The sequence below is a fragment of the Aquimarina sp. AU58 genome, from assembly GCF_900312745.1.
GTDB classification, from domain to species: Bacteria; Bacteroidota; Bacteroidia; order Flavobacteriales; family Flavobacteriaceae; genus Aquimarina; species Aquimarina spinulae.
On the sequence record NZ_OMPD01000014.1, the window covers coordinates 469,890 to 493,982 of the forward strand.

Consider the following 24,093-nt stretch of genomic DNA (forward strand, 5'->3'; position numbering starts at 1 on the left):
TTAATTAGTATCTCAAAATTGAAAAAAAACAAGAAATGAACCTTATAAGAAGTCGTTGCTGTCTATAAGATAAATGTTTTTTTATCATAATAAATCTATTGCACTACTATTAAAAAAATAAACTCAAGCGTGAAAATACTAGAACCAGATTTTGTTAAAAAAGGAGATAAAATTGCTATTGTTTCTACTGCAAGAAAGATTAATTTAAAGGAAATAAGAGAAGCAGTAGCACTATTAGAAAAATGGGGATTAGTCCCTGTGATTGGTTCAACGATTGGAAAAGAAGAAAATCAATTTGCGGGATCAGATCAGGAACGAGCATCTGATTTTCAAAAGATGTTAGATGATAAGGAAATCAAAGGGATTTGGTGTGCAAGAGGAGGGTATGGAACTGTAAGAATCATCGATAAAATTGATTTTTCAAATATGTTGAAATACCCAAAATGGATTATAGGATATTCTGATGTTACGGTACTTCACTCTCATCTACATAAACTAGGCATATGTTCGTTACATGCGCCTATGCCAATAGATATCCATAAAGGAACAGAGGCGTCGATCGCCTCGTTAAAAGATACTGTTTTTGGAAAAAAAGTTAAGTATAACATTTCTTCTTCTAAAAAAAATATTGTAGGAAGTTGTAGAGGTCGGTTAATAGGAGGTAATTTATCTATTTTATATTCTCTATGTGGTTCTGCGTCGTCTATAAACACTTCTGGCAAAATTTTATGTATAGAGGATCTTGATGAGTATCTTTATCATATCGATCGTATGCTGCAAAATCTTAAACGTAATGGGTATTTTGACAATCTATCTGGATTAATTGTCGGAGGAATGACCAAAATGCATGATAATAATGTTTCTTTTGGAAAAAAAGCTAAAAGGATTATTCTCGATATTGTACAGGAGTATGATTTTCCGGTGGTGTTTAATTTTCCAATGGGGCATGTTGAGGATAATAGAGCTTTGATTATGGGTGCAGAAGCTTTTTTACAAGTAGATAAGGATCAAGTAACATTAGAATATATATAAGTATGGCAGAACATAATGCTCTTGGTAAAAAAGGAGAAAAAATGGCGGTTGATTTTCTTATCGAAAAAGGATATGCTATTCTAGAAAGAAATTATAGGTATCTGAAACATGAAGTTGATATTATTGCCAGAAAAGAGAATACTGTGGTCGCAGTAGAAGTAAAGACGCGAAGCACACCCGAATTTGGTAATCCTCAGGATTTTGTAAAACCTAAACAAATACAATCTCTGGTCAAGGTCATTGATCATTATGTTACTGACCAAGATTTGGATGTAGAAGTACGTTTTGATATCATCGCTATTATAAAAAATAAGTTGGGCACCAGGATAGAGCATCTGGAGGATGCATTTTATCATTTTTAAACCTGTAATGCTGTTTTTCGTAGTATGGTTGTATCCATTCGGTCGAAAAATATTTGATAATACGATAGTTTTGTGTGAAAAATAAATTACTTCTGTATGCAGTCTTTTGAATTAATCGACCTAATTGTATTTTTAGGTATTAGTCAGGGAATATTTTTGGCTGTAGTGATTCAGGTGATACAAAATAAGAATAGATATGCGAATAGAACATTATCTCTGATTTTAGTCATAGCTTCGATAATGTTAACGGGTCGATTTTTCTTTACTATAGAGACCGATAACAAAATCTTTTTTAGACTGGCACTTTTCGTAGATATACTAGTGTTTATATTTGGTCCCTTGTTATATCTTTATTATCGAAGATTAATATTTAATGAAAAATCAAAATACACATTACACTATACATATTTTATTCCTGCGGCAGGAATGTTAGTATATCATTTTTGGACGTATCAATTTTCTTATAATGAATTTGTTTTACTAGTTCAGAATGGTAGTCTTACACTATCTTTTTTAATTATAGAGGCAGTTGGAATTCTGTTCAACTTATATCTTGGATATCGATGTTTTCGGTTACTAGGGGTATATCAAAAAGAAGAAAAAAACAATTTATCATATTCTCAAAACCTAGTAAGATATCTTAATGCGATTCTGATTATAGGGAGCTTGTTTTTATTGTTATGGATAATAAGCTTTATACTGGGGTATGGCTTTAACATATATTCCTTGTTTTTAAGTTACAATTCTATATGGATAGCGGTTTGTGTTTTTGTGTATATCATAGGTTTTTATAGTTTAAAACAACCTGATATTTTTAGAATGCCTTTGTCCATAAAAAAGCATTTTAAAAACAAAGAACGACTTGATGATGAAATGATTAAAAAATTAGAGGCTAGACTAGAAAAACTCATGATAAATGAGAAAATTTATTTGAATCATAAACTTACTCTGGTTGATCTGGCAAAAGGATTAAATACATCAACTAATGATGTCTCCTGGTTACTCAATAACATTCATAAATGCACTTTTTATGATTATATCAATACATATAGAGTGAAAACATTTGTAGAAAAGATTGAGAATGGGGAACATCATTATCATACACTCCTAGCATTATCAATGGATTCTGGATTTAACTCTAAGTCTACTTTCAATAAAGCATTTAAAGCGATTATTAAAGATACGCCAAGTAATTATATTAAGAAGTTAAATACAATCTAATGTTACTAGATTGGTTAGGTTGTGCCCAAAAGATCGATCAACATTAATCTATATCAAAGAACTAGTAAATCTGCTTATATTTACCCTAAAACAAAAACCAGATTTTTAGATAAATTAACGTTAATAATTTGAGCATAATTAATTTCTACAAAGATTGAACAAAATAATATTAGATTTTGCAATTATTGCCAGTGGTATTATAGGATATTTTATAAGTATCTCATTAATCACTACTTCTTTTTATAAGAGTCGTGCAAATAACTACCTTTCCTTCTCCCTATTCTTACTAACAAGTTTGACCTTATTAGGTAGATATGGTGCAGGAAATGCCGTTTTGGCATTCTTAAACTATATCATGTTGGATTTTCTAGTTGCTGTTACTTTATTCACCTATTTTCTAATTCAAATTGAACATGGGTATCTTAAAAAGAAATGGTATAAATGGCTATACTTTCCTTTCTTTAGCTCTTTGAGTATTGAAATTATTCTTCATTTAGATTCTATTTTCAATCTTTATAATTCAGATTTTGCTGTTCTGGTATTTTATATTAAGAATTATACATCGTTTGCCTACAATCTATTTTTAATATTTTGGGGGAGAAGTTTAATAAAGAGTTCCAATACTATTTCAGAAGATAAAAAGCATTGGTTGTTAAGATTAAACTTTTTGATTATATGTATTATTGCAAGTTGGCTTTTGTTTATAATATTCAATTCAGAATATGTTGTAAATTTTCTATGGATAATCATTTCTTTTTTCTCGTGGTGGATATTGTATTATGGAGTGTTCAAACTCCAGATAGTAGCACAAAAAGACGAAATACATGAATACTTAGCTTCAAAAAGGACAAATGGCACTCAAACAAAAAAGAAAATAAACGAAACCACTGTTTCTAAAATTATCACCCAGTTACATATATTAATGGATGAGGATGAGTTATACAAAAATCCACTTTTAAGTAGATTAGATCTAGCCACTCGATTAGGAACAAGCGAGGGGTATTTGTCACAGATTATAAATCAGGAACTCAATAAAAGTGTCATTCAGTTTGTAAATGAATATCGAATTGAAGCTGCTAAAAATCTATTGCATAACCCTATATTTAATAAATACTCTGTTGAAGCTATTGGTATGGAAGCTGGTTTCAAATCTAACAGTGCTTTCTATAATACTTTCAAAACCAGTCTGGAGATGTCTCCGGGAGCCTTTAGAAAGCTTCAAAAAACCTCCTAATTCGTATAATTCCATTGTTTTAGGAATTCTTCAATCCCAAAATTACTTTTTTATTTTTTTGAAAAACATACTTTCACATCAGAAAATCAAAAACATAATTTTAATGAAAAACGTCTTCAAAATATTATTTATTATTCTTTTTACTTTATCTACAACAACGATTCATAGCCAAACCGATAATGGTTGGACGATCATGTATTATGCTGCTGGATCAAATTCTTCGGAACTAGATCTTTTACAAAATATGGATCAGATGATTAAAGGAAAACAATCGAAAGGCTATGAGGTAATTACACTAATAGATAGAATCGAAGGGTATTCTAAAGATTCAAAGACTCTAGGTGAAAATTTCACAGACACCAAACTTTATAAATTTGATGATAACAGCTATCAAGAATTATCGGGAAAAGAGATACTGCCAGAATTGAAAAAAGAAGCATCCCATGAGGCTAATATGGGGGATGCTGATCTATTAAAGCGGTTTATCATATATTGTAAGAAATATTATCCTGCCAAACATTATATGTTGATTCTGCGATCACATGGAAATGGCTGGCGCATGTGTCCAGACAGAGAAGCAGGAGTTGATGATGCTCTACATTCTACTGAACTCGGTGAAGTCTTGTCTAATGAAGAATCGGTAGATGTATTAGGATTAGATGTATGCTCGATGGCAGGATTGGAAAATTTTTATGAATGGAGGCCCAGCGAGACTTCATTTTCTGCGAATTATATCCTTGCTTCGGCTCCTGTGTCAGCTTCATGGGATTATAAAAGTATATTTAGTCGCTTACAAACAGATGGAAAAACCAGTAAAGAGAATAATTATTTTGAATCGGGAAAAGAAAACCCCCTTAATCCATTTAAAATGACTCCAGATCAATTCTCGAAATTGCTCATAGAAGAAATATATGATAACCAACGATGGTCTTCTTGGGGGTTATTTAATAATATTAAGATTACTGATGTTAAATTAAAAATAGACGAATTAGCAAGACTTCTTTCTGTAGAAAAAAATGCTGATATATACTCCATTATAGAACAGGCTTCTGGATATTACAATGAAAAAGGTGTTGAAGAAGTAAAACAAGAAGTAGCCTTTCCTTATATAGATGCTTATGATTTTGCACAGCAAATTAGCAATAATCAAAAATTAGATCAAAAAACCAGAGCAAAAGCAAGTGAAGTTTGTAAAATCATAGATCAATTGGTATTGTACTCGTATTATGGAGGTAAAGGTCCTTTGCCAAAAAAAAGCAATTTTGAAGAAGGGAAAAATGGCGTTTATATAATTGCTCCTCAAGGAAATAAGGTGTACCCTCCAACTGGGAAAACTTTTTGGGAACATTCAAAAAAATGGTTTAGTCCATACGATCAAAAGCATATAACAGGTGCTTATGGTTTATATGACTGGTGTAGCGATGGCATGAAACCAGAAAATGAAAAAGTAGATAACTTTTACGAATATTTGGACTTTCTTTTTACAAAATAAGGATAACTTCATTTTTAAAAGTGCGATATGATCCATTCGGTCGAAAAGTATGAGATAATATGGTAGTTTTGTGGTAAACAGTAATTATTTGTTAATGCAATCTTTCGAATTCATCGATCTTATACTTTTTTTTGGGATAAGCCAGGGTGTTTTTTTAGCAGTTACTCTTCAGATTATTAAAAACAAAAACAAAGCAGCAAACAAAATCCTTTCGATTATGCTAATGCTTTCTGTTTTTATGCTTTTGGGGAGAATGATTTTTTTTAAATTTTTGACTGCAAGATTATTTCAATGGGCAATTCTTATTGATTCGGTGATCTTCTTATTTGGACCACTATGTTATATGTATAGCAGACGATTAATATTTTCTAAAAATGACACATTTAGACTTTCCTGGTCTCATTATATACCTGTAAGTTTTCATCTTTTATTTTCGTTTTACATTTTTTCTTTTAATGGAGATGAGTTTTTGGATAATTTATCGGCGGGATTCTTTAAAACACCTTTTTTAATTATTGAGGGAGCAGGGATTGTTTCTAATGTATACTATTGGATTCTTAATGTGAAAATTTTAAAGACATATATTCATAACGAGAAAAACCATGTTTCTTATACTCAAAGTTTGGTGTCGTTTTTGAAATTTTTTCAAATCTCAATCTTTATTGTCATTACGGTTTGGATGATCAGTTTTATCTCGATGAACTTTTTTAATTATTCTATAAAATTTATTAGTTATAACTCGGTTTGGGGTACAATCTCAATATTTATATTTGTAATCGGATATTATAGTCTTAAAGAACCAGAGTTGTTTAGAATATCGTTTCAAAAAGAAAAAACAAAATCACAGCAACGTTTACCGCAAGATCAGATTATTTCAATAGGAAAAGAATTAAATACCCTAATCGAGAAAGAAAAGATTTTTCTAAAATCTGATTTAACGCTTCGCGACCTCTCTCTAAGATTACATACCTCTACTCATAATATTTCATGGTATCTTAATCATGTGTCAAAAAGTAACTTTTATGATTACATTAATCATTTTAGGATACAGGAATTTTTATCAAAGATAGATAATAACGAACATCTTCATCATACGATACTTGCCATTGCTATGGAAGTTGGTTTTAATTCGAAATCTACTTTTAATAAGGCCTTTAAATTAGAGGTTAAGGATACGCCAAGGAATTACATTAAAGGATTAAAGGCAGCTTAAAATAAGTGCGAATTGATCCAAACCGTCGATTTTTATGAAGTGCCTAAATACTTTAGAGCAAACTTAAAAAATCATTCAACATGAAAACATGTATTAAACACATTAGTATAAAAGCAGTAATGCTTTTTGTTTTATCCTCGATATCAATCACACTAATTTCTTGTTACGGAGATGGATTTGATCCAGACCTCGAGGTAGAAACTGTAGTTTCTCCTTTTTTTGGTAATGATGCTGTTAGTGTAGATAAATATGGCAATATTTATGTCTCCGAGTTTGGTCAGTTTGCAGGAGCAAATGGTAATGGAACGAGGGTTTTTAAAATATCCAAAAATGGTGAGGTTACAGAATTCGCGTCAAACTTAACAGGTCCATTAGGGAATGCAATTGACCTACAAGGTAACCTGTATGTTGTTAACAGTAGTGGTGGTGGATCAGGAGATGTTCTTAAAATTACACCAGATGGTACACAAACTGTATTGGCAGCTATTAGTGGTTTCCCATCTGGGTTAACTTTGGATCATAATAATAATCTATATGTGTCAAATTTTGGCACCCCGACGGTTCATAAAATCACTACAGAAGGAGAAGTAACCGTATATGCATCAGACCCTAAATTAGCAGGTGGTGTAGGGATTGATTTTGATCGTAAAGGAAATTTAATTGTTGGCAATTTTGGTACGGCAGATATTTTATCTATAGATCCAGAAGGAAATGTATCTCTTATTACAACTATTACCGATGCCGTGGTTAATGGTTTTGGAATTGGGTATATAACTGTTATTAGAAATACGATTTTTGCTACTGGTATTGGAGTTAATAAAATATTTAAAATTTCTATGGATGGTACAGTAGAGGAGTTTGCGGGTACCGGAGATGCTGCTCAAACTGATGGGTTACTTAAAGAAGCATCGTTTAATGGTCCGAACGGGATTACTTCTGACCCATTGCGTACGGCAATTTATATATCAGAATTTGGAGGAACAGGAGGAGTTAGAAAGATTAAATTTTATTAAAATTATTACAAAATAGATGTCAATAGGTTTGATTGTATACAAAAGGTCGATTCATAATATAGATAGATCTTAAATTTGGGATAAACCAAAAATACTACTTAAAAATAGGTTATGTAGTTCATATTAGGTTGATCTATATCATTAATTATTCATCTTAAATCTATATCATTATGTTACAATCAATTTTACAATTAAAACAAGTTAAACCATTAGATAGAAATGCTAAAGTAAATATTAATGGAGGGCGCTTTAATAATTCAGTTTGTCCTAGGGAAGGAGATATTTGTTCTTCAAGCTTTTTACTAATCCCTTGTCTAGGGCCTATAAATGAAATTGAATGTATTAATGGAGTTTGGACTTCTTGTAGTAAATGTTGATTAGCTAAGAGAGGTACGATCAAAACTCATTTGGAGGAGCAGTTTGATAGAAAAAAGCAGTGAGATTAATTCAATTTTAAGTAATAGTGAGTATTTAAAATTAGTAAAGGTGGGAATCAATGGATTCCCACCTTTTTCACTTTATTATACATTGTAATTAGTGCTTACACCATTGCTTTTAGGATGCTTAAGATGAGTAATAAAGCTAATAAGATTAGGCTTTTCATAATATTAAGGTTTATGGATAAAAAGATGTATTAAATCGTATGCGTATTTAAAAAGGGTAGATGGTGGTTCGGTTTTGTTTATTAATAGAGAGATTGATGCATTATATTCTGGAAATAATACAAAGATTGATGTTGCTCCCGTTGCCATACCGGCATGATGAAAAACCTGAACGGGATAATTGTCCTTAAAAACTGATTTTGATATATGACTTCGCCAACCAATAGCATAACTCTGCTCATTTATTTGTCCATTGGTTAAGGTTACAGGTTGTGTAAGGGATTGTACAGTTCTTTTGTTTAGGAGTTTATGATTTAGAAATGCATTTCCTAAGGTTACAAGATCTGTTGGGGTTGCTATAAAACCACCGCCAGCCCATTTATTACTATTGTTTACCTTGTATACCTCTTTGTATTGATTGTTTTCGACTTCATAAAATTTTGATAGATTTTTTATTTTGATAGATTTTTTTTCGATGTTAATGTTTGTGCCAATGGGGTTGAATACAGAAGTTTTCATAAAATCAGGAAAATCCATTTCTGAAGCTCCTTCAATCATTGCACTAAGTAGTGTATAGTTGTAAGTGCTATAGCTGAAATCTGTACCCGGGGAGAATAATAAGTCATCATTATTAAACACAGCAACACTTTCTTTGGTGGTAGCATACTCATCATTGTTGTAATATTCCCAAATGGGGAAACAAGAACAGATTCCGTAATTACGTATTCCCGAAGTATGAGAAGCAAGTTGTCTTAATGTTATTTCTGAAAGCGTTTTACTGGCATATGGGACAAATTCTTTGACTTTAGAATCAAAACTGAGCTTCCTGTTTTGAAGAAGAACTCCTAATCCAATCGAAGTCACGGCTTTTGAAGTACTACCAATTCTAAATTTTGTTTTTAAACTCACTTTTTTGTCTTTTTCTATATCCTCATAACCAATGGCATTGGCCCAAACTATTTTACCGTTTTTACCAACGGCAACAGAAATTGCAGGTGTTTCTATACGAGTAAATATATCTTGGAGAAGACTATCTGCTTTTTTTGAAATCGAATCTTGATGCTGTACAACTGGTTGTGATTTGGTGATTTTAGGAAAGGCAGACCAACCAGAAGTATGAACAAAAATAGGCTCTAATAGATAAAATAATAATGGGATAACAATTACCAAAATAGATATGATGCATATTTTTTTCATGATGATATTTATTTAAAATAGGATATACGAGATACTATCACTGAATAACAATTCAATGATTTTATAAAATGTTTAGAACATATTTTTAATAGTTAACCAAGAGCAATTTCTTTTTGCTTTGCTTTTAGCATTTGAGAAACTTTATAAAGTAGGATGATTTCTAGAATAATTGTAGGAGTAAGTAAAACCAATCCAATAAGAGATAAAATGATGGTAACCATAAAACCATAGGTAATGATTTCAAAAATACCCGTCACAGTGGCAAGTGTTCCTAGGCCATTTTGCAGACGTAATATCGATATCCCAAATAATATTCCAATAACGCCATAAGTTACTGCTTCGGCTCCCAGAACGAACTGATAATCAAAATCAACAATGTATAGTGATAGAATATCATAGATATAAAATAATACTCCAATAAAAATAAAAATGAATGCAGTAATTCGTAATAGGTAATTTTTAAAAATCTTTCCGGTGAGAATAAACCCTCTAGTAAATAGAATAACTGAAGCCAGCATGGCTATTTTTAATACAATATAAACAATGTTATTTGTAACCATTAGATCTTCGGTGTATCTGTAATAGTCTACAACAATTTCTGCAAATCCAATAATAAAATATACGATCCCACTGATCCATGCGATAGAAAGTTGTTTGATTAGAAAACCAACTTCTTTACTATCATCTATATCGAGGAGAAATAATTTTTTAAACTCTTTAGTTACTCGGGATTCTTCTGTTTGTATTCTTTCGAGGTCATAGTTCAGTGCTGATAAAATGGTTTTTATAGTATAACTTCTTGGAGTTACTTCTCCAGCTTCAATACGCTGGATCGTACGAACACTAATATTACATTGTTCTACCAGTTCTTCTTGAGTAAGTCCTTTAGATTTTCTGAGTTCAGAAATTTTTTGACCTAATTCTGGCTGTTTCATGATTTGATTAATTTTCATTTTGTTCAGCAATATTAGTTCTCAGAAATAGGTTCTCAAATTTTTTAGCTTGTATTTCACCCGACATTCACCCGACAATCAATGTATAGCAATGCGTTTCAAGGATTTGTAAAAGAATCTCTAGAATTCGAAATATAGGAATTATTCTATGGAATGTGTTATGAATTTTTCTAGAAATAATTTTTTGTAGATAACATACTTGTGTTTTTAAACACTTTTAAGGTTAGAGATGGCGGCAGTTATGCTAATAGTAATTCCTATATGTTTTTGGGAAAGTGAATTTAGGTGTATTGATTATTGGTGATGTAAGGCATTGGCGGTTATGCAAATTATGGATTGATTTTGAATTATAGACTAAGAACGTTTATTTAAGAAGTACTATGCTGTTCTTATTTTTAATGCTCTTAGATAACTTTTAACTTCAATGTACATTGCTTCTTTACTGTATACATCATCAATATTATTAAAGCAATGATACCCAAAAGAATAATTCATAGAAAATTCTTCTATATCGATTAATTCTGGATTGTTTTTATAGTTTTCTATTTCTTCTGTAAATCTCTTCTTTAGGTTTGAATAATTTATTGCATATAGTTTATTGGTATTAAAACCATCTATCAATTGACTAACTCGATTATTTATCTTTTGTAATTGTTTCCAGGAATCTTTTAAAAAACTAAATTCTTCTCTTGTATTCATAATCAATGTTGGTTTATATGATGATAAAATTAAAAAATATATACCTCGTTAAAAGGTATTTGTCGGTAAAACACATTAAAACTATCGTTAAAGTGTTATTTTTTATCGACGGATGGTTTTTTAGGATTAGAAAAAAATGTAAAATCAGTACAGAAATTTTAGATTTCTATAAAAAAGAGTAACATTTATCTCTGCTAAGACATTTATATTTCGAAGGTATTTATATCATAGAAAACATATTATGAAGAAATTATTATTTTTAGCTTTACTTGCCATTACTGTTAGTTGTTCAAAAGATGATGAACCTATACTTAACCCAGATACAGATGCTGGAACTGAATCTGTAAATGACAGTATCACGTACTTTACCTTAAAGGTAAATGAATTTTATATTGGTGAAATAGTGAATTCGGGCTATCTTATTATTAATGATAACGAAGGAAATATTTTGGCTCACACCCAGATAGAAAATAATAAAGAATACGTTTTTAAAGCAAAAAAAGGAGAGGAGAAAGAGTCTTTTACAGTTTCTAGATTTATATACAGAAACAGAGAATTTTCACAAATCAATTTTTTAAAATCATCTTTTAATATTAAAAAAGGAACAATTTGGGATTTTAAAGGATATGATCCTAGTAGTATTACTGCAACTACAAAAAAAACAAATGAGAGATTAAAAAGTTTCTCCTTGAAAATTCAAAATATTAGTGGGCATAGTGGTGCTAAGGTATCTTCAAACAATAGAGGTAGTATTTGGAGTTCGTCTTCTGAAACTACCAACTCAATAAATTACGAGCCTATTTCATGCGATGAAAATCAGAATAAATTTTTAATTACAGTTCATTTTAAATCAGAAAAATCAAAATATTTTTTTATTGATAATGTACAAGACCAACAAGAAATTATTATAGACGGAAGTGAGCTAAAAGAATTTGATTCGTATATCCCTATTAATTTACCAAACGATGGGAATACTTATTCTAAAGGTTTGAGAGCTAATCTTACAACAGAAGAAATATTTGAAACAGCTTCAATTACTAAAATTGAAAGCGAAGCAGCATCTACTTTTGGTATACTAGAGGGTTTTTATAATTTTTATATACATATTACTACATCGAATACTGCAAAAAATTATAGTTATTCATATCAAAATCAAAAAGTATCTCCTTCACTTGAAGCTATAACTATTCTACCATACAGTACAGATTTCAAACTGATCAATAGTTCTAAAAATGCTTTTGAGTTTACAACGAGTCAAAAATATACTACTAAAGTATCCAGATGGTCACATCAAATTAGTGATTTTAACGAGAATCAAGATCGTTATGATAGGTGGGTTTTTCAAAGTAATGAGCTTGCATATCAAACTATACCAAAACTACCTCAGGAGTTTTTTGACCTCTATCCTCATTTTGAGGTAGAAAATTTAAAATATGAGGAGACCAAATTTTTAAGTTATAAAGGTTTTTTTACAGATGAGAATTCTTCTGAAAACAGCAATACTATGTTTACAGAATCATTGACCTTTAGCAATCCCGATTACAATAAGTCTTTTAAAAAGAATAAAGATTTTGAAGAAATAATTAATGAACTTCAAAAGTACAATTATTAGTTTTATCGAACCTTTTGATATTCTTAAATTAACATGAGTTCGATGTAATTTTCTATTGAACTCATGTTACTTATTATCATTATGCTTCAATATCAATTTTAGGTTGTAGCGGTTGCAATACTTGCAGTGCCTTATCAACAGAATTAACATTTTCAAAAGTTAACAATAAGCGTAACCCATTCCTGGTGTTCTTTTCTTTCATTTTACAAATTCCAGGATTTTGTTGTACAAATTGCAATACATATGTAAATGCCGGACTTTGATAAAAACCAGATTGTTGATCACTAATAAAATAGCCAATCAATTTATCTTGTTTCATAATAATTTTTTCTAACCCAATAGATGTGGCAATCCATTTGATTCGAACCGAATTTAATAAATCTACCGCCTGATCTGGTAATTCACCAAAACGGTCAATCAATCGTTTTTCGTACTCCTGTAAATCTGATTCTTTTTTGATTGTATTAAGCTCGGTGTATAGGCTAAGACGTTCGGTAATATTATTGATATAATCATCTGGGAATAGCAATTCGAAATCGGTATCGATCTGTGTATCTTTTAAATATACCTTATCTGTTGCTTCTTCTTTATATAATTCTGCAAACTCATTTTCTTTGAGTTCTTCGATGGCTTCATTTAGGATTTTCTGGTATGTTTCGAAACCAATTTCATTAATAAATCCACTCTGCTCTCCTCCTAATAGGTCTCCTGCTCCTCGAATTTCGAGATCTTTCATCGCAATATTAAAACCACTTCCCAGTTCAGAGAATTGCTCTAGTGCTGTGATACGTTTACGGGCATCTTCGGTCATAGCAGAATAGGGAGGAGTGATAAAGTAACAAAATGCTTTTTTATTACTTCGACCTACACGTCCTCGCATTTGGTGCAGATCAGAAAGTCCAAAATTATTGGCATTATTGATAAAAATGGTATTTGCATTCGGAACATCTAACCCGCTTTCTACAATAGTGGTAGAAATTAATACATCAAACTCTCCATTCATAAAAGAAAGCATGAGGCTTTCTAGTTTTTTTCCTTCCATTTGCCCATGACCAACGCCTACTTTGGCATCGGGAACTAAGCGTTGTACCATCCCCGCAACCTCTTTAATGTTTTCGATTCTGTTATGAATAAAAAACACCTGACCACCACGTTGGATTTCATAACTTACAGCATCTCGTATTGTTTCTTCGCTAAATCGTATTACGTTGGTCTCAATGGGATAACGATTAGGAGGGGGAGTCGTAATGGTAGATAAATCCCGTGCTGCCATAAGGCTAAACTGTAATGTTCTTGGGATTGGTGTAGCAGTTAAAGTTAGCGTATCTACATTTTCTTTTATGGTCTTGAGTTTATCTTTTACCGATACTCCAAATTTTTGTTCTTCGTCAATAACCAATAATCCGAGATCTTTAAACTTCACATTTTTGTTAACTAGCTGGTGAGTCCCGATAATGATATCTACTTTACCTACGGCTAGATCTTCGAGAGTCTCTCTTTTTTGTTTTGCTGTGCGAAAACGATTTATATATTCTACTGTTACCGGAAAATCTTTAAGACGTTCTCTAAACGTTTTTGCATGTTGAAATGCAAGAATAGTAGTGGGTACCAGAATAGCGACTTGTTTTCCATTATCAACAGCCTTAAATGCTGCCCGAATAGCGACTTCGGTTTTACCAAAACCAACATCTCCACAAATAAGCCGATCCATTGGGCGTTCACTTTCCATATCGGTTTTTACGGCTTCTGTAGCCGTACTTTGATCGGGGGTATCTTCATATATAAAAGAAGCCTCTAACTCATGTTGTAAATAACTATCTGGATTGTACTGAAATCCTTTTTGTAGTTTCCGCTTTGCATATAACTGAATCAAATTGAAAGCTATATGTTTTACCCGAGCTTTGGTCTTTTGTTTAAGTGTTTTCCAGGCTTTAGAACCTAATTTGTATAGCTGCGGAGGTTTACCATCTTTACCATTAAACTTTGAAATTTTATGAAGCGAATGTATACTTAAGTATAGTACATCTCTTTCTCCATAAATTAGTTTGATAGCTTCTTGTTTTCTACCTTCAACATCTATCTTCTGTAATCCACCAAATTTACCAATCCCATGATCAATATGAGTTACATAATCACCTACATCCAGATTGGTGAGCTCTTTTAGAGTGATAGCCTGCTTTTTGGCATATCCATTTTTAAGATTAAACTTATGGTAACGTTCGAATATCTGGTGATCTGTATAGCATGCAATTTTACGGTCGTGATCAATAAACCCTTGAAAGGCAGAAAAAACAATAGTTTCGTATTGTTTTACATCAAGATCTGCATCATCAAAAATATCATGAAAGCGTTTTGCCTGTTGTTCACTTACACAGAAGATATAGTTCTTATAACCCGTTTCATGATTCTCATTCAGTTTTTTGATCAGTAAATCGAATTGTTTATTGAAAGAAGGTTGAGGTTTGGTGTCAAATTTTATGGCATAATCTGCTTTGGTAATAGGACGGTTACCGATTTCGATCAATGTAAAGCCCAATAATTGCTTTTTGATTAGTTCTGATGTAGCAAAAAGTTCTGTTGGGGTACCATGCTTGATATCCTTTGAAAGCGTTTTGAAGGCCTCTTCGGCTTTTTCGAAATTTTTATCAATTCTGGCAGAAAGAAGGTCAATGTCTTTTGTGACAATTACTGTTTTCGAAGTAATATATTTTAAGAAACTCTCTCTGGTTTCTTGCAATGCTTTGTTCTCGACATTGGGGATGATAGAGATTTTTTTAATTTGATCTGTAGATAGTTGAGTTTCTACATCAAAAGTTCTAATACTATCAACTTCATCGCCAAAAAATTCGATTCTATAGGGCTCATCATTACTAAAAGAAAACACATCTACAATTCCTCCACGAACCGAAAATTCTCCAGGTTCGGTAACAAAATCTACTCTTTGAAACTGATATTCGAATAACACTTCATTTACAAAATCGAGCGAAAGCGTATCATTAATATTAATTTTTAAGGTATTTTTTTCGAGTTCTTTTCGAGTTACTACTTTTTCGAATAATGCATCAGGATAAGTAATAATTAGTGCTGGTTTTTTTCTGGAATTGATGCGATTAAGTACTTCGGCTCTTAGTAATACATTTGCATTATCGGTTTCTTCAATTTGGTAGGGTCTACGATAACTCCCGGGGTAAAAAAGCACATTTTTATCCCCAAGTAGTTGTTCGAGATCATTGAGGTAATACGCAGCCTCTTCTTTGTCATTAAAAATACAGAGAAATGGTTTTTCGGCTTGTGTAAAGCTGTTTTGAATAATAAATGATAACGATGATCCAATACTTCCTTGCAGATGTATTTTTGTTTCAGGCTGGGCAATAGCTTCTCCCAGTTTCTGCATTTGCTGAGACTGTGCAACAATTTGCGAGATTAAATTTACACTCACGTAATGATGTTTTATGGCAAATATAAGAGCTATATCAATTTCTGGCAAAGGGATTTTAAATTTCTATGTTAGAATGTATTACGTGAGGGATAGTAGCGGCATCCTTTTGCTTGTTATATTTTGAAATCCAAGCTGTTTGTTCTAATGCATAATTCGGGTTTAAAACTGTTTAAAGGGTTTTTTATAAGCAAAAGATATAGCAGATAGCCCGACCCGAAGGGCACGCCAAAAAATATATATTTAATCTGTTTTAACTTATATTAATCAAATTGTGCTAGTAATCGATTAAAATCTGTTTCAGAATTGTATACATTAGAAGAAACTCGAATGGCATTACCACGAAAAGAAATAAAGATGTTTTCTTTTTTTAGTTTCGTTTTTAATTTTTCTAAATCGATATGATCTGGTAAATAAATACCAAAAAGATGATGCGCTCTATGATGATCTTCTTCGATAAAACAACCTAAGTTTCTAAGCTGTTGTATGGCAGTTGTAGAGATCGTTTTACAATATTGCTGGATAGCTTCTGGTGACCATTCGATTAATTGTTCTATAGCGCGAATCAACATTGGGGTTAATACAAAATTACTAGATTCTCCAACCGAATATCTGGCAGCCTTTTCCTTATAGCGATCTTCATATTGGGTTAATCTGGTAAAATCTTCACTGTTATAACGGTTCATCCAGTTATGCTCTATAGGTGTTCCTTCATTAAAAGCATCTCCATAATATGCTACTCCAGTAGAATAAGGACCAAGTAACCATTTATATCCTGCACAAATTAAGGCATCGGGTTTAATTTCTGAAACAGAGAAAGGAAGTGCTCCTACACTTTGAGTCCCGTCAATGATTAAAAAAGCATTTACATCTTTAGTCTTTGCGCGTATTGCCTTTAGGTCAAACAATGTGCCATCTGCCCAGTGCACATGAGACATTGCTACAACAGCAGTTTTTCTGGTAATGGCATTCAGGATATTCTGATTCCATAGTGCACCTCGATCCTTAAAGCTTTTTGGAGGTTTGATTACCGTTATAGAAGCACTATGTTTATTTGCTACCTCTTGCCAAACATATACATTACTGGGAAACTGTTCATCAACTACTACAATTTCATCTCCAGGATTGATGGGGATGTTATTAGCAGCATTCGCAATACCGTAGGATACCGAGGGGATAATAGCAATGTTTCTATAATCAGGTGCGTTGACCAAAGTGGCAAAACGTTGTTTTAAAATCTCTCTTTGAGTAAAAAAATCTTGGGGTGTGATTTCATTAGGTCTGGCTTTTTGGATAACAGAGGCAAGACCAACTTCTGTTACAGATTTTAATTGAGGAGCCATATAAGCCCCATTTAGATAAGTGATATTGTCTGATAGATCAAAGAGGTGTTTTTGATGTTGCATGTATTATATCTGTTATTGAATATAAAAAAGCAATAAATATTGCTTTCTGTAAAGGTAGATATTAGGAATATGTGATGATATTGATCAAAGTTAAAACTATCCTAATTATACGAGAATTTAGTTTCGTTAATCAGAAAATAGCATAAGAATATAAAATTGAGTTTGCTCGGGGGATCAATAAAATAAGGATATATAGGCCTTTTTTTGAACAAGAAGAAAAAATATCAAAAAAAAAGCAACTTTTTTTTGCCAGTCCCGAAAAACGAAACTGGCATGTTTTATTATTGCACTATAAAACGATTGCAATGATAACAAATCCAATTTTAAATCCTGATCAGGGTAGGACTAAGTCAGGAGGAAATTTTGGACTATGTAGGGTAGGGTTACCCCTTTATTTTTCAGCTATTAGCTGATTTTTTGCAATTCTTAAAATTCTCCTGTGCCTTGGCATGGGAGGGTTTTATTAGAAGTGATTTGAACTTTTTGTCTGGGAGCGAAAAAATAGGCTTTTGTGACATAATAATATCTTTTTTAAGTAGCATAGCCTTAGCTACGGTGCGAAAGAAAGATGAAATTAGGGTGCAAAATGTATTTTTGCAGCCCAGAATTAAAAGCTCAAATGACTTCTTGTTGTAATGTACAAAGAAAATAGAATATTGATAAGAAATAGTAACAATTTTATAAAAACAATGAATATGAAAAACTTTTTATTTAGTGCCATTTTGGTACTTATATCAACATTTGGTATTGCACAAACTGCAAACGATGCTCTAATAGGATATTGGCCTTTTAACGGTAATGCGAATGATGTAAAGGGAAACAATAATGGTGTTGTTTTTGGAAATATTACATCTGCTATAGGAAAAGATGGACAAGAAAATACAGCGTATTATTTTGATGGTGTGGATGATTATATTCAAATTCTTATCCCACAGCTTTCACAAATGACTATTGCATTTTGGATAAAACCGGATGGGATTGTCGATGATACGAGATTTTTAACTGATCTAACTGGTGATTCACCTGATGTTATGGGAGTAGGATATTATAATCAAACCATACGAATGTGGGGGCGGCCTGATTGGAAAACTGTTGTAGGAGGATATGATCAAGCCAATCAAGTAAAATGGTCTTTGGTTTGTTTGACAATTGATGCTAATAATATGACAGGTTATTTGAATGGTGTTCGAGGGGCGACCCAAAGTTTTAATCAAATGATCACTAATTTGGGCATAGGAAAAAAATATTCTCTTAATGGAAATTCTTATGGTAGCGATTTCAAAGGAAGTATGGATGAGTTTATGATATTTAATAGAGTATTAACTGATTCAGAAATTCAATCATTGGCTGGAGGTGATTCAAATACAATTTCGAGTGGTTGGAAAACCGATAATTCAAAAGTATATGTCACTACAGAATCGGTTGGTATTGGCACTTCTTCTCCAGATTCTAAACTCACTGTAAAAGGAAAAATCCATGCCGAGGAAGTAAAAATTGACCTAAGCGTTCCTGCACCAGATTATGTGTTTACCAAAGAGTATGATCTATTAACTATAGAAGAAGTACAAGATCATATTAAAGAAAAAGGACATTTACCTAATATCCCTTCTGCAATCGAAATGGAGAAGTATGGTGTAGAACTAGGGATTATGAATATGAAGCTTCTTGAAAAAATCGAAGAACTTACTTTATATACGATTACTCAGGAAAAACAATTAAAAGAACAGCAAAAAATAAATGAAGCTTTAGAGGCGCGATTGAAAAAAATCGAAGGTTTATTATTAAAGTAAATTTCTTGTGCTAAAATTTTAGATACTAGAAAAATGTAAACAAAAACAAAAAGCGAGATCAAAATTACCTCGCTTTTTTACATTTTATATACCAGTCCCGATGGGAGTGATGCTATCCTATATCTTCTCATGGCTTATCTGTGTATAGCATAACTAGAAGAAGCAGGTAGTTGTTTTAAAAAATTAATAAATGGTTTAAAGTTTAATCCGAATTTAATGTATAAAGTTTTCATATTTTATGATTTTTAAATTAGTAATACATCTTTGGATATAGTATAAACAATTGCCGTGCCAAAAATTTAAAAACGTTGTAAAGTCAATGATGTCAATATATTACAAGGAGTGTGTTTTTGGATGAACATGTATAAAGTGTTCAATCTTTATTTTTTTTATAGTTTTATTTCTAATACTTATATGAAACTATGGGTAGTTGAGTTTGGTATAACTTTTAAACTGATCATAAGCCATCAAATAGTAGTATTTCACTGAAAATAGGGTAGTTTTAAAAACAAGTCTTATTTAAATTTGAAAAAAAATGTAAAATGAAAAAGGTAAGAATATTATTTTTTTTAGTTGTTATTATGGTGAACTTAGGCTATGGGAAAATCGAAGGTAATACAGGTCTATATACTTTGACCACCAATGATACAACTTTAGTAATAACAGGAAATAATATTTGGGTTCGCGAATATCCAAAAACAGGAGAAGTTGTATTTACTCTAAATGATGGAGCGGTATGTCGTGTTTTGGAAAAAGGTGAGGAACAAATTATTCGAGGGAATAAGGATTTTTGGTATAAGATTGAACATAGTGGTAAAATTGGATGGGTTTTTGGTTCGCAAACTTCGATAAAACAGAATGCCGATTTTAAAAATTTTGAGCCCTTTCTGGAATATTTTTTACAAACTTCCTTTTTTGGAAAAAAAATTGATAGTTTGATACATTTTAGAGCTCCAATGATTATAGATTTTATCCATAAAGATATAGGTTTTTATAGATTATATAACCCTGGTGCTGCTTGTGTACTTAATCAATCTTATGATAATTATAGTGCTATAATGCCTAAAGTAGATATCCCTGTTTTTTTTGCAGAAGAACTTCCGAAAGAAGGTTTTTGCGAAAAAAGCCCCGGTCCAGATGGGGTATATTATAAAAGAATTGACAGTTTACCCAGATATCTAGAGATGGATGAAGTTTTTGAAATGGAAAAAATCGATATTCCTTCAAATTATAAAGATGGGCTAAAGGTCAAAGTGAATGTTGTAGACAAAAAATGGATCATCAAAACGATGTATTTTATAGTGGCTGATAATAAATGGTGGCTTGTAGTTATTGACGATTGTGATTGTTCTGCATAAAATAGAGATTAGAACGATTGCTCAAAAAACCTTCTTTTTTGAGCAAATTATGCATCCAAATAGTCTAGTTCAAAAAAATGACAATTATTAATTTTAAAAGGTATATAGTTTAGTTATATTTGCGGCAAATTAAACAAAAGTATACAATGTCAATATCTGATTTATTTGATAGCGGATTTCAGAAAAGAAACCAGGACCATTTTGCAGCAATTGTAAAAATAGCAATGAGTGATGGAGTGATTACTGACGAAGAGAAGACTTTTTTAGATAGATTAGCCACCAGACTGGGTATTTCTGAGAATGATTACAAAGAAATTTTAAAAGATTATAGTACACATCCTATTAATCCTCCTACAAGTTACGAAAGAAGACTTGAGCGCTTGTATGATTTGTCTAGAATGGTTTATGCAGACCATGTAAAGGGTGAAGGTCAGGTAGTTTTATTAGAAAAGCTAAGTATTGGATTAGGGTTTAATCCAGAAAATGCAAAATACATAGTTGATAAAGCTTTAAACCTGGTTGATCAGGGAGTAGATAGTGATACTTTTGAAGAAGAGGTTAAAAATATGAATAGATAATCAAGGATCTATTTTAAATCATAAAAAAAGGCAGCTTAATCGGCTGCCTTTTTTGCTATTTGTCTTGTGATTTTATAAATCAATTCTTCTTGCTCGAAGGGTTTGGCTATAAAGTCATCCATTCCGGATCGTATACATTTATCCCTGGCTGCATCATTAGCTTTACCAGAAAAACCAATAATAGGTACTTCAGAAATAAATTTATCTCCATAATTGTTTCGGATCATATGCGTGGCCTGATATCCATCGATTTTAGAAACGGTAAGATCCATTAAAATCAAATCATATTTGCGTCGTTCGATATAGTTAATAGCTTCTTCGCCATTAATAGCAATATCAACAAAAAAGTTACCTTGTGAGATCAATACCTTCATAATTAGATATTGTGTTATTTCTTCATCTTCTACGACCAGGATTCTATATTTGGTTGCACTTTTTGGCAATTTATATTTTTTCTTTTTTCGTGCTGGAGTCGTTTTTATGATCTCAAATTTAAATGGGAGTTTTATATTAAATGTGGTTCCTTTTTCTGGCTCACTGGTTACTTTTATTTCTCCATTTAAAAGATCTACCAGGTTTTTTACTATTGCTAGCCCAAGACCAGTCCCAGAAATTCGTTTGTCGAGATCAAAACGAGTAAATCGTTCAAAAAGATAAGGGATGTTTTCTTCCATAATCCCAATCCCGGTATCTTCAATTTTAAAATTAAGACTTAGCTTATTGGTACGTTGATAATTTTTGGTTACCGAAAGAATAACCTTTCCTTCTTCGGTAAATTTAAAAGCATTGGTTAGGATATTATTTAAAATCTGATATATCCTGGTTCTGTCTCCGATGAGATATTCCTGAATGCTGGGATCTATATTAGTCTCAAAAGTAATTTGTTTTTCTTCGGCGACCTTAGCATAAGATTCACGAAACCCATCTATTAAAGTATGAAAAGCAAAACGTTCTTCTACAATTTTTAGTTTTCCTGATTCTATTTTAGACAGATCGATCATATCGTCTATAAGAGCGTTAAGATGCAGGCTTTCTCTTTTTATAATCCTGGCAAGTTCTTCTTGCTCGAAAGTTAGCTTGGTTTTTTCCAGGACTTCTACAAACCCTAATATACTTGTGAGAGGTGTTCTTATCTCATGATTGATATTAGCAATAAAACTATTCTTAAATTCTTCTTTTTCCAGAAGATATTTGTTCTTAAGTTCGAGTTCTTTGGCTAATAAAATGGATTCATTTTTTTGCTGTGCTATTTGATTCAGGTCTTTATATTTCCCTGTATAATCAAAAAGAATAATTATGATTTCTTCTTTTTCAAGAGTAAATGTGATGTCGCAAATCTTTTCTATTTCACCATCTTCTAAGTGAATACAGGGAAAGTTTAATGCTTTTTTACCAGAAGAGGTGTTTTTTTCAAATTCTCGCAGGATTTCAAAAAAGGGATGAGCATCAAAAATTAATGTACCTTCTTTCCAATTAAAAAAAGTATGATCACTTTCTGTAATGATATTATCATACGTAACATGAATGATTTGTACTTGAGGATTAAATTGCGAATGGTCGTTTTGATGTTTCGTCATGCTCACTTGGTTATTTCTTCTGCCAAATCTAAAAAGAAACTCTCGACATTTTTATTTGTTTTAGCACTGGTTAGACCATCAAAAGGAATATTTTTTTCGGTAAGTTGACGTCTGATTTCTTTTTCATTAACCAGGTCGAGCTTATTACCTAATACTCTGGCGGGTACTTTGATGTAGTTTTCTTTAAGGTATTCTAGATCTTTGGTAAGCGTTGCATATGTTTCTTCTCTGGTAAGATCAAAGACATAAATAAAGGCATGCGAACCAAGGAGATATGATTTTCGGGTGTCTTCTATGCTAATAGAATGCCCTTCTGTATCCCAGATGATCATAGATAGTTCTCTACCATCGGGTAGTTGTATCAATTTCTTTTTTATTTGGACTCCAAGGGTTACCTTGTATTCTTCAGAAAATTCGTTGTCCATAAAACGTCTGAATAGAGACGTTTTTCCGACACCAAAGTGTCCTAAAAGGACTACTTTTTTAGACAATTTCATCTGCAAAATGTTTTTTTAATTTTTTAGTAAAAAGGGTACTGTTTTCTAAGTCTTTGCTAGAAATATTATTTTTGGCAAAATCTAGAATCTGATCTTCCAGAACTTCTTTAAACATCATGGTATATGCTCCAGAAATTACGGCAGCTACATAATAAGAATAAAAATTTTGTATGTGTATAGTATACAATTCATATTCTATGAGTTCTAAATTTTGATTTCCTCCTTCAAAAGCATCTTCAACAAAACTTTTTATTGCTGTAAGCATTCCGGCAACCATTTCTTTATCTATGGTGCCTTCTGATAACGGGCTGTAATCTGCAATTAGTATACCAGAGTTTTTTTCGATAACAAACATTTGGATTAGCCTTGGTTTTGCGTAATCCGTTATAGCAAGATCTCCTTCGCTAACTCCTTGAACTTTGGCTTTGGTTCTTCTAAACCAGTTTCTAAAGGAAAATGCTTTTTTTGTTTTTCTGCTGATGTTTTCGCTCAATAATTTCATTTCATGAGCGATATATTTCTTGATCATTTTACCGATAATAGGAAATAAAGCTTCTACCACGGCATCTTGAGAGTTTTTAATTTCTTCTCGTAATGTTTCTGTAATAGTTGGCCCCAGAGTTTTAGGGATTTCCTGTACGAATTCTTCTAGTTTATCATCAATAATAGGATCAACTTTATGGGAGAGTTCTTTTTTTTGGTGAACAATTTTGGTTAAATCATCAACTTTTTGAGCAATGGAGTCAGCAAATTCGTGTTCTTCTGCAAAAAGAAGTTCTTTAAGAATTTTAAGTTTATCCTGCTCTTCCATAATTTTGGAT

The 24,093-nt window shown here is 31.8% G+C and carries 19 protein-coding genes; 11 read left to right on the plus strand and 8 right to left on the minus strand.

Translation table 11 applies throughout. The annotated features are described in order from the left end of the window. Positions 1–135 precede the first annotated feature (135 nt). The 7 genes from DK441_RS13715 to DK441_RS13745 all read left to right on the plus strand — a co-directional run bounded on the left by DK441_RS13715 (position 136) and on the right by DK441_RS13745 (position 7,567). The gene (locus DK441_RS13715) at positions 136–1,032 is read left to right on the plus strand and encodes an LD-carboxypeptidase (RefSeq protein ID WP_109853516.1); all 897 of its coding nucleotides are present in this window, start codon (positions 136–138) and stop codon (positions 1,030–1,032) included. A gap of 2 nt (positions 1,033–1,034) precedes the next feature. Beyond that, positions 1,035–1,394 (plus strand): YraN family protein, encoded by a 360-nt coding sequence (locus tag DK441_RS13720; RefSeq protein WP_109851232.1) that lies wholly within the window; start codon positions 1,035–1,037, stop codon positions 1,392–1,394. Between the two features lie 96 nt (positions 1,395–1,490). After that, positions 1,491–2,615 (plus strand): AraC family transcriptional regulator, encoded by a 1,125-nt coding sequence (locus DK441_RS13725; RefSeq protein ID WP_109851233.1) that lies wholly within the window; start codon positions 1,491–1,493, stop codon positions 2,613–2,615. Between the two features lie 154 nt (positions 2,616–2,769). Beyond that, entirely contained in the window at positions 2,770–3,849 is a 1,080-nt protein-coding gene (locus tag DK441_RS13730; protein WP_109851234.1) for an AraC family transcriptional regulator, read from the plus strand. Between the two features lie 103 nt (positions 3,850–3,952). Continuing rightward, positions 3,953–5,341: a clostripain-related cysteine peptidase gene (locus tag DK441_RS13735; protein ID WP_109851235.1), complete on the plus strand. Its 1,389-nt coding sequence runs from the start codon at positions 3,953–3,955 to the stop codon at positions 5,339–5,341. 94 nt (positions 5,342–5,435) lie between these two features. Beyond that, complete coding sequence (locus DK441_RS13740; protein WP_109851236.1) at positions 5,436–6,554, plus strand: AraC family transcriptional regulator; 1,119 nt, start codon at positions 5,436–5,438, stop codon at positions 6,552–6,554. A gap of 80 nt (positions 6,555–6,634) precedes the next feature. Next, entirely contained in the window at positions 6,635–7,567 is a 933-nt protein-coding gene (locus tag DK441_RS13745) for an SMP-30/gluconolactonase/LRE family protein (protein ID WP_109851237.1), read from the plus strand. Positions 7,568–8,175: 608 nt separating this feature from the next. Here the strand turns inward: DK441_RS13745 and DK441_RS13755 are convergent. The 3 genes from DK441_RS13755 to DK441_RS13765 form a co-directional block, all read right to left on the minus strand. Continuing rightward, the gene (locus tag DK441_RS13755; RefSeq protein ID WP_109851239.1) at positions 8,176–9,366 is read right to left on the minus strand and encodes a serine hydrolase; all 1,191 of its coding nucleotides are present in this window, start codon (positions 9,364–9,366) and stop codon (positions 8,176–8,178) included. Positions 9,367–9,458: 92 nt separating this feature from the next. Next, positions 9,459–10,319 carry a helix-turn-helix domain-containing protein gene (locus DK441_RS13760; RefSeq protein ID WP_235015765.1) on the minus strand — a complete coding sequence of 287 codons (861 nt, stop codon included), beginning with the start codon at positions 10,317–10,319 and terminating at the stop codon, positions 9,459–9,461. Positions 10,320–10,697: 378 nt separating this feature from the next. Beyond that, positions 10,698–11,018 carry a hypothetical protein gene (locus tag DK441_RS13765; RefSeq protein WP_109851240.1) on the minus strand — a complete coding sequence of 107 codons (321 nt, stop codon included), beginning with the start codon at positions 11,016–11,018 and terminating at the stop codon, positions 10,698–10,700. A 241-nt stretch (positions 11,019–11,259) separates the two neighbouring features. On the opposite strand from DK441_RS13765, the gene DK441_RS13770 reads away from it, so the two are divergent. Further along, positions 11,260–12,630: a hypothetical protein gene (locus DK441_RS13770; RefSeq protein ID WP_109851241.1), complete on the plus strand. Its 1,371-nt coding sequence runs from the start codon at positions 11,260–11,262 to the stop codon at positions 12,628–12,630. Between the two features lie 79 nt (positions 12,631–12,709). Here the strand turns inward: DK441_RS13770 and mfd are convergent, their stop codons facing one another. Further along, entirely contained in the window at positions 12,710–16,024 is a 3,315-nt protein-coding gene (gene mfd / locus DK441_RS13775) for a transcription-repair coupling factor (RefSeq protein ID WP_370444340.1), read from the minus strand. 305 nt (positions 16,025–16,329) lie between these two features. Continuing rightward, positions 16,330–17,472 (minus strand): aminotransferase class V-fold PLP-dependent enzyme, encoded by a 1,143-nt coding sequence (locus DK441_RS13780; RefSeq protein ID WP_109851243.1) that lies wholly within the window; start codon positions 17,470–17,472, stop codon positions 16,330–16,332. Between the two features lie 695 nt (positions 17,473–18,167). Between DK441_RS13780 and DK441_RS13785 the strand changes: the two genes are divergently transcribed. From DK441_RS13785 to DK441_RS13795, 3 genes are all read left to right on the plus strand, one after another. After that, positions 18,168–19,262 (plus strand): LamG domain-containing protein, encoded by a 1,095-nt coding sequence (locus tag DK441_RS13785; protein WP_160112094.1) that lies wholly within the window; start codon positions 18,168–18,170, stop codon positions 19,260–19,262. 542 nt (positions 19,263–19,804) lie between these two features. Next, positions 19,805–20,620, plus strand: a complete 816-nt coding sequence (locus tag DK441_RS13790; RefSeq protein ID WP_109851245.1) for an SH3 domain-containing protein — start codon at positions 19,805–19,807, stop codon at positions 20,618–20,620. Positions 20,621–20,766: 146 nt separating this feature from the next. Next, positions 20,767–21,198 carry a TerB family tellurite resistance protein gene (locus DK441_RS13795; RefSeq protein WP_109851246.1) on the plus strand — a complete coding sequence of 144 codons (432 nt, stop codon included), beginning with the start codon at positions 20,767–20,769 and terminating at the stop codon, positions 21,196–21,198. Between the two features lie 35 nt (positions 21,199–21,233). On the opposite strand, the gene DK441_RS13800 is transcribed toward DK441_RS13795, so the two are convergent. Genes DK441_RS13800 through DK441_RS13810 form a run of 3 tightly spaced genes read right to left on the minus strand, consistent with a single transcriptional unit; the run spans position 21,234 to position 24,083 of the window. Continuing rightward, entirely contained in the window at positions 21,234–22,775 is a 1,542-nt protein-coding gene (locus tag DK441_RS13800; protein WP_109851247.1) for an ATP-binding protein, read from the minus strand. Positions 22,776–22,777: 2 nt separating this feature from the next. Next, a complete protein-coding gene (locus DK441_RS13805; RefSeq protein ID WP_025665780.1) occupies positions 22,778–23,272 on the minus strand; it encodes a Rab family GTPase in 495 nt (164 codons plus the stop codon). Then, complete coding sequence (locus DK441_RS13810) at positions 23,259–24,083, minus strand: cell envelope biogenesis protein OmpA (RefSeq protein WP_109851248.1); 825 nt, start codon at positions 24,081–24,083, stop codon at positions 23,259–23,261. The genes DK441_RS13805 and DK441_RS13810 overlap by 14 nt, the downstream gene beginning before the upstream one ends. Positions 24,084–24,093: the final 10 nt, after the last annotated feature.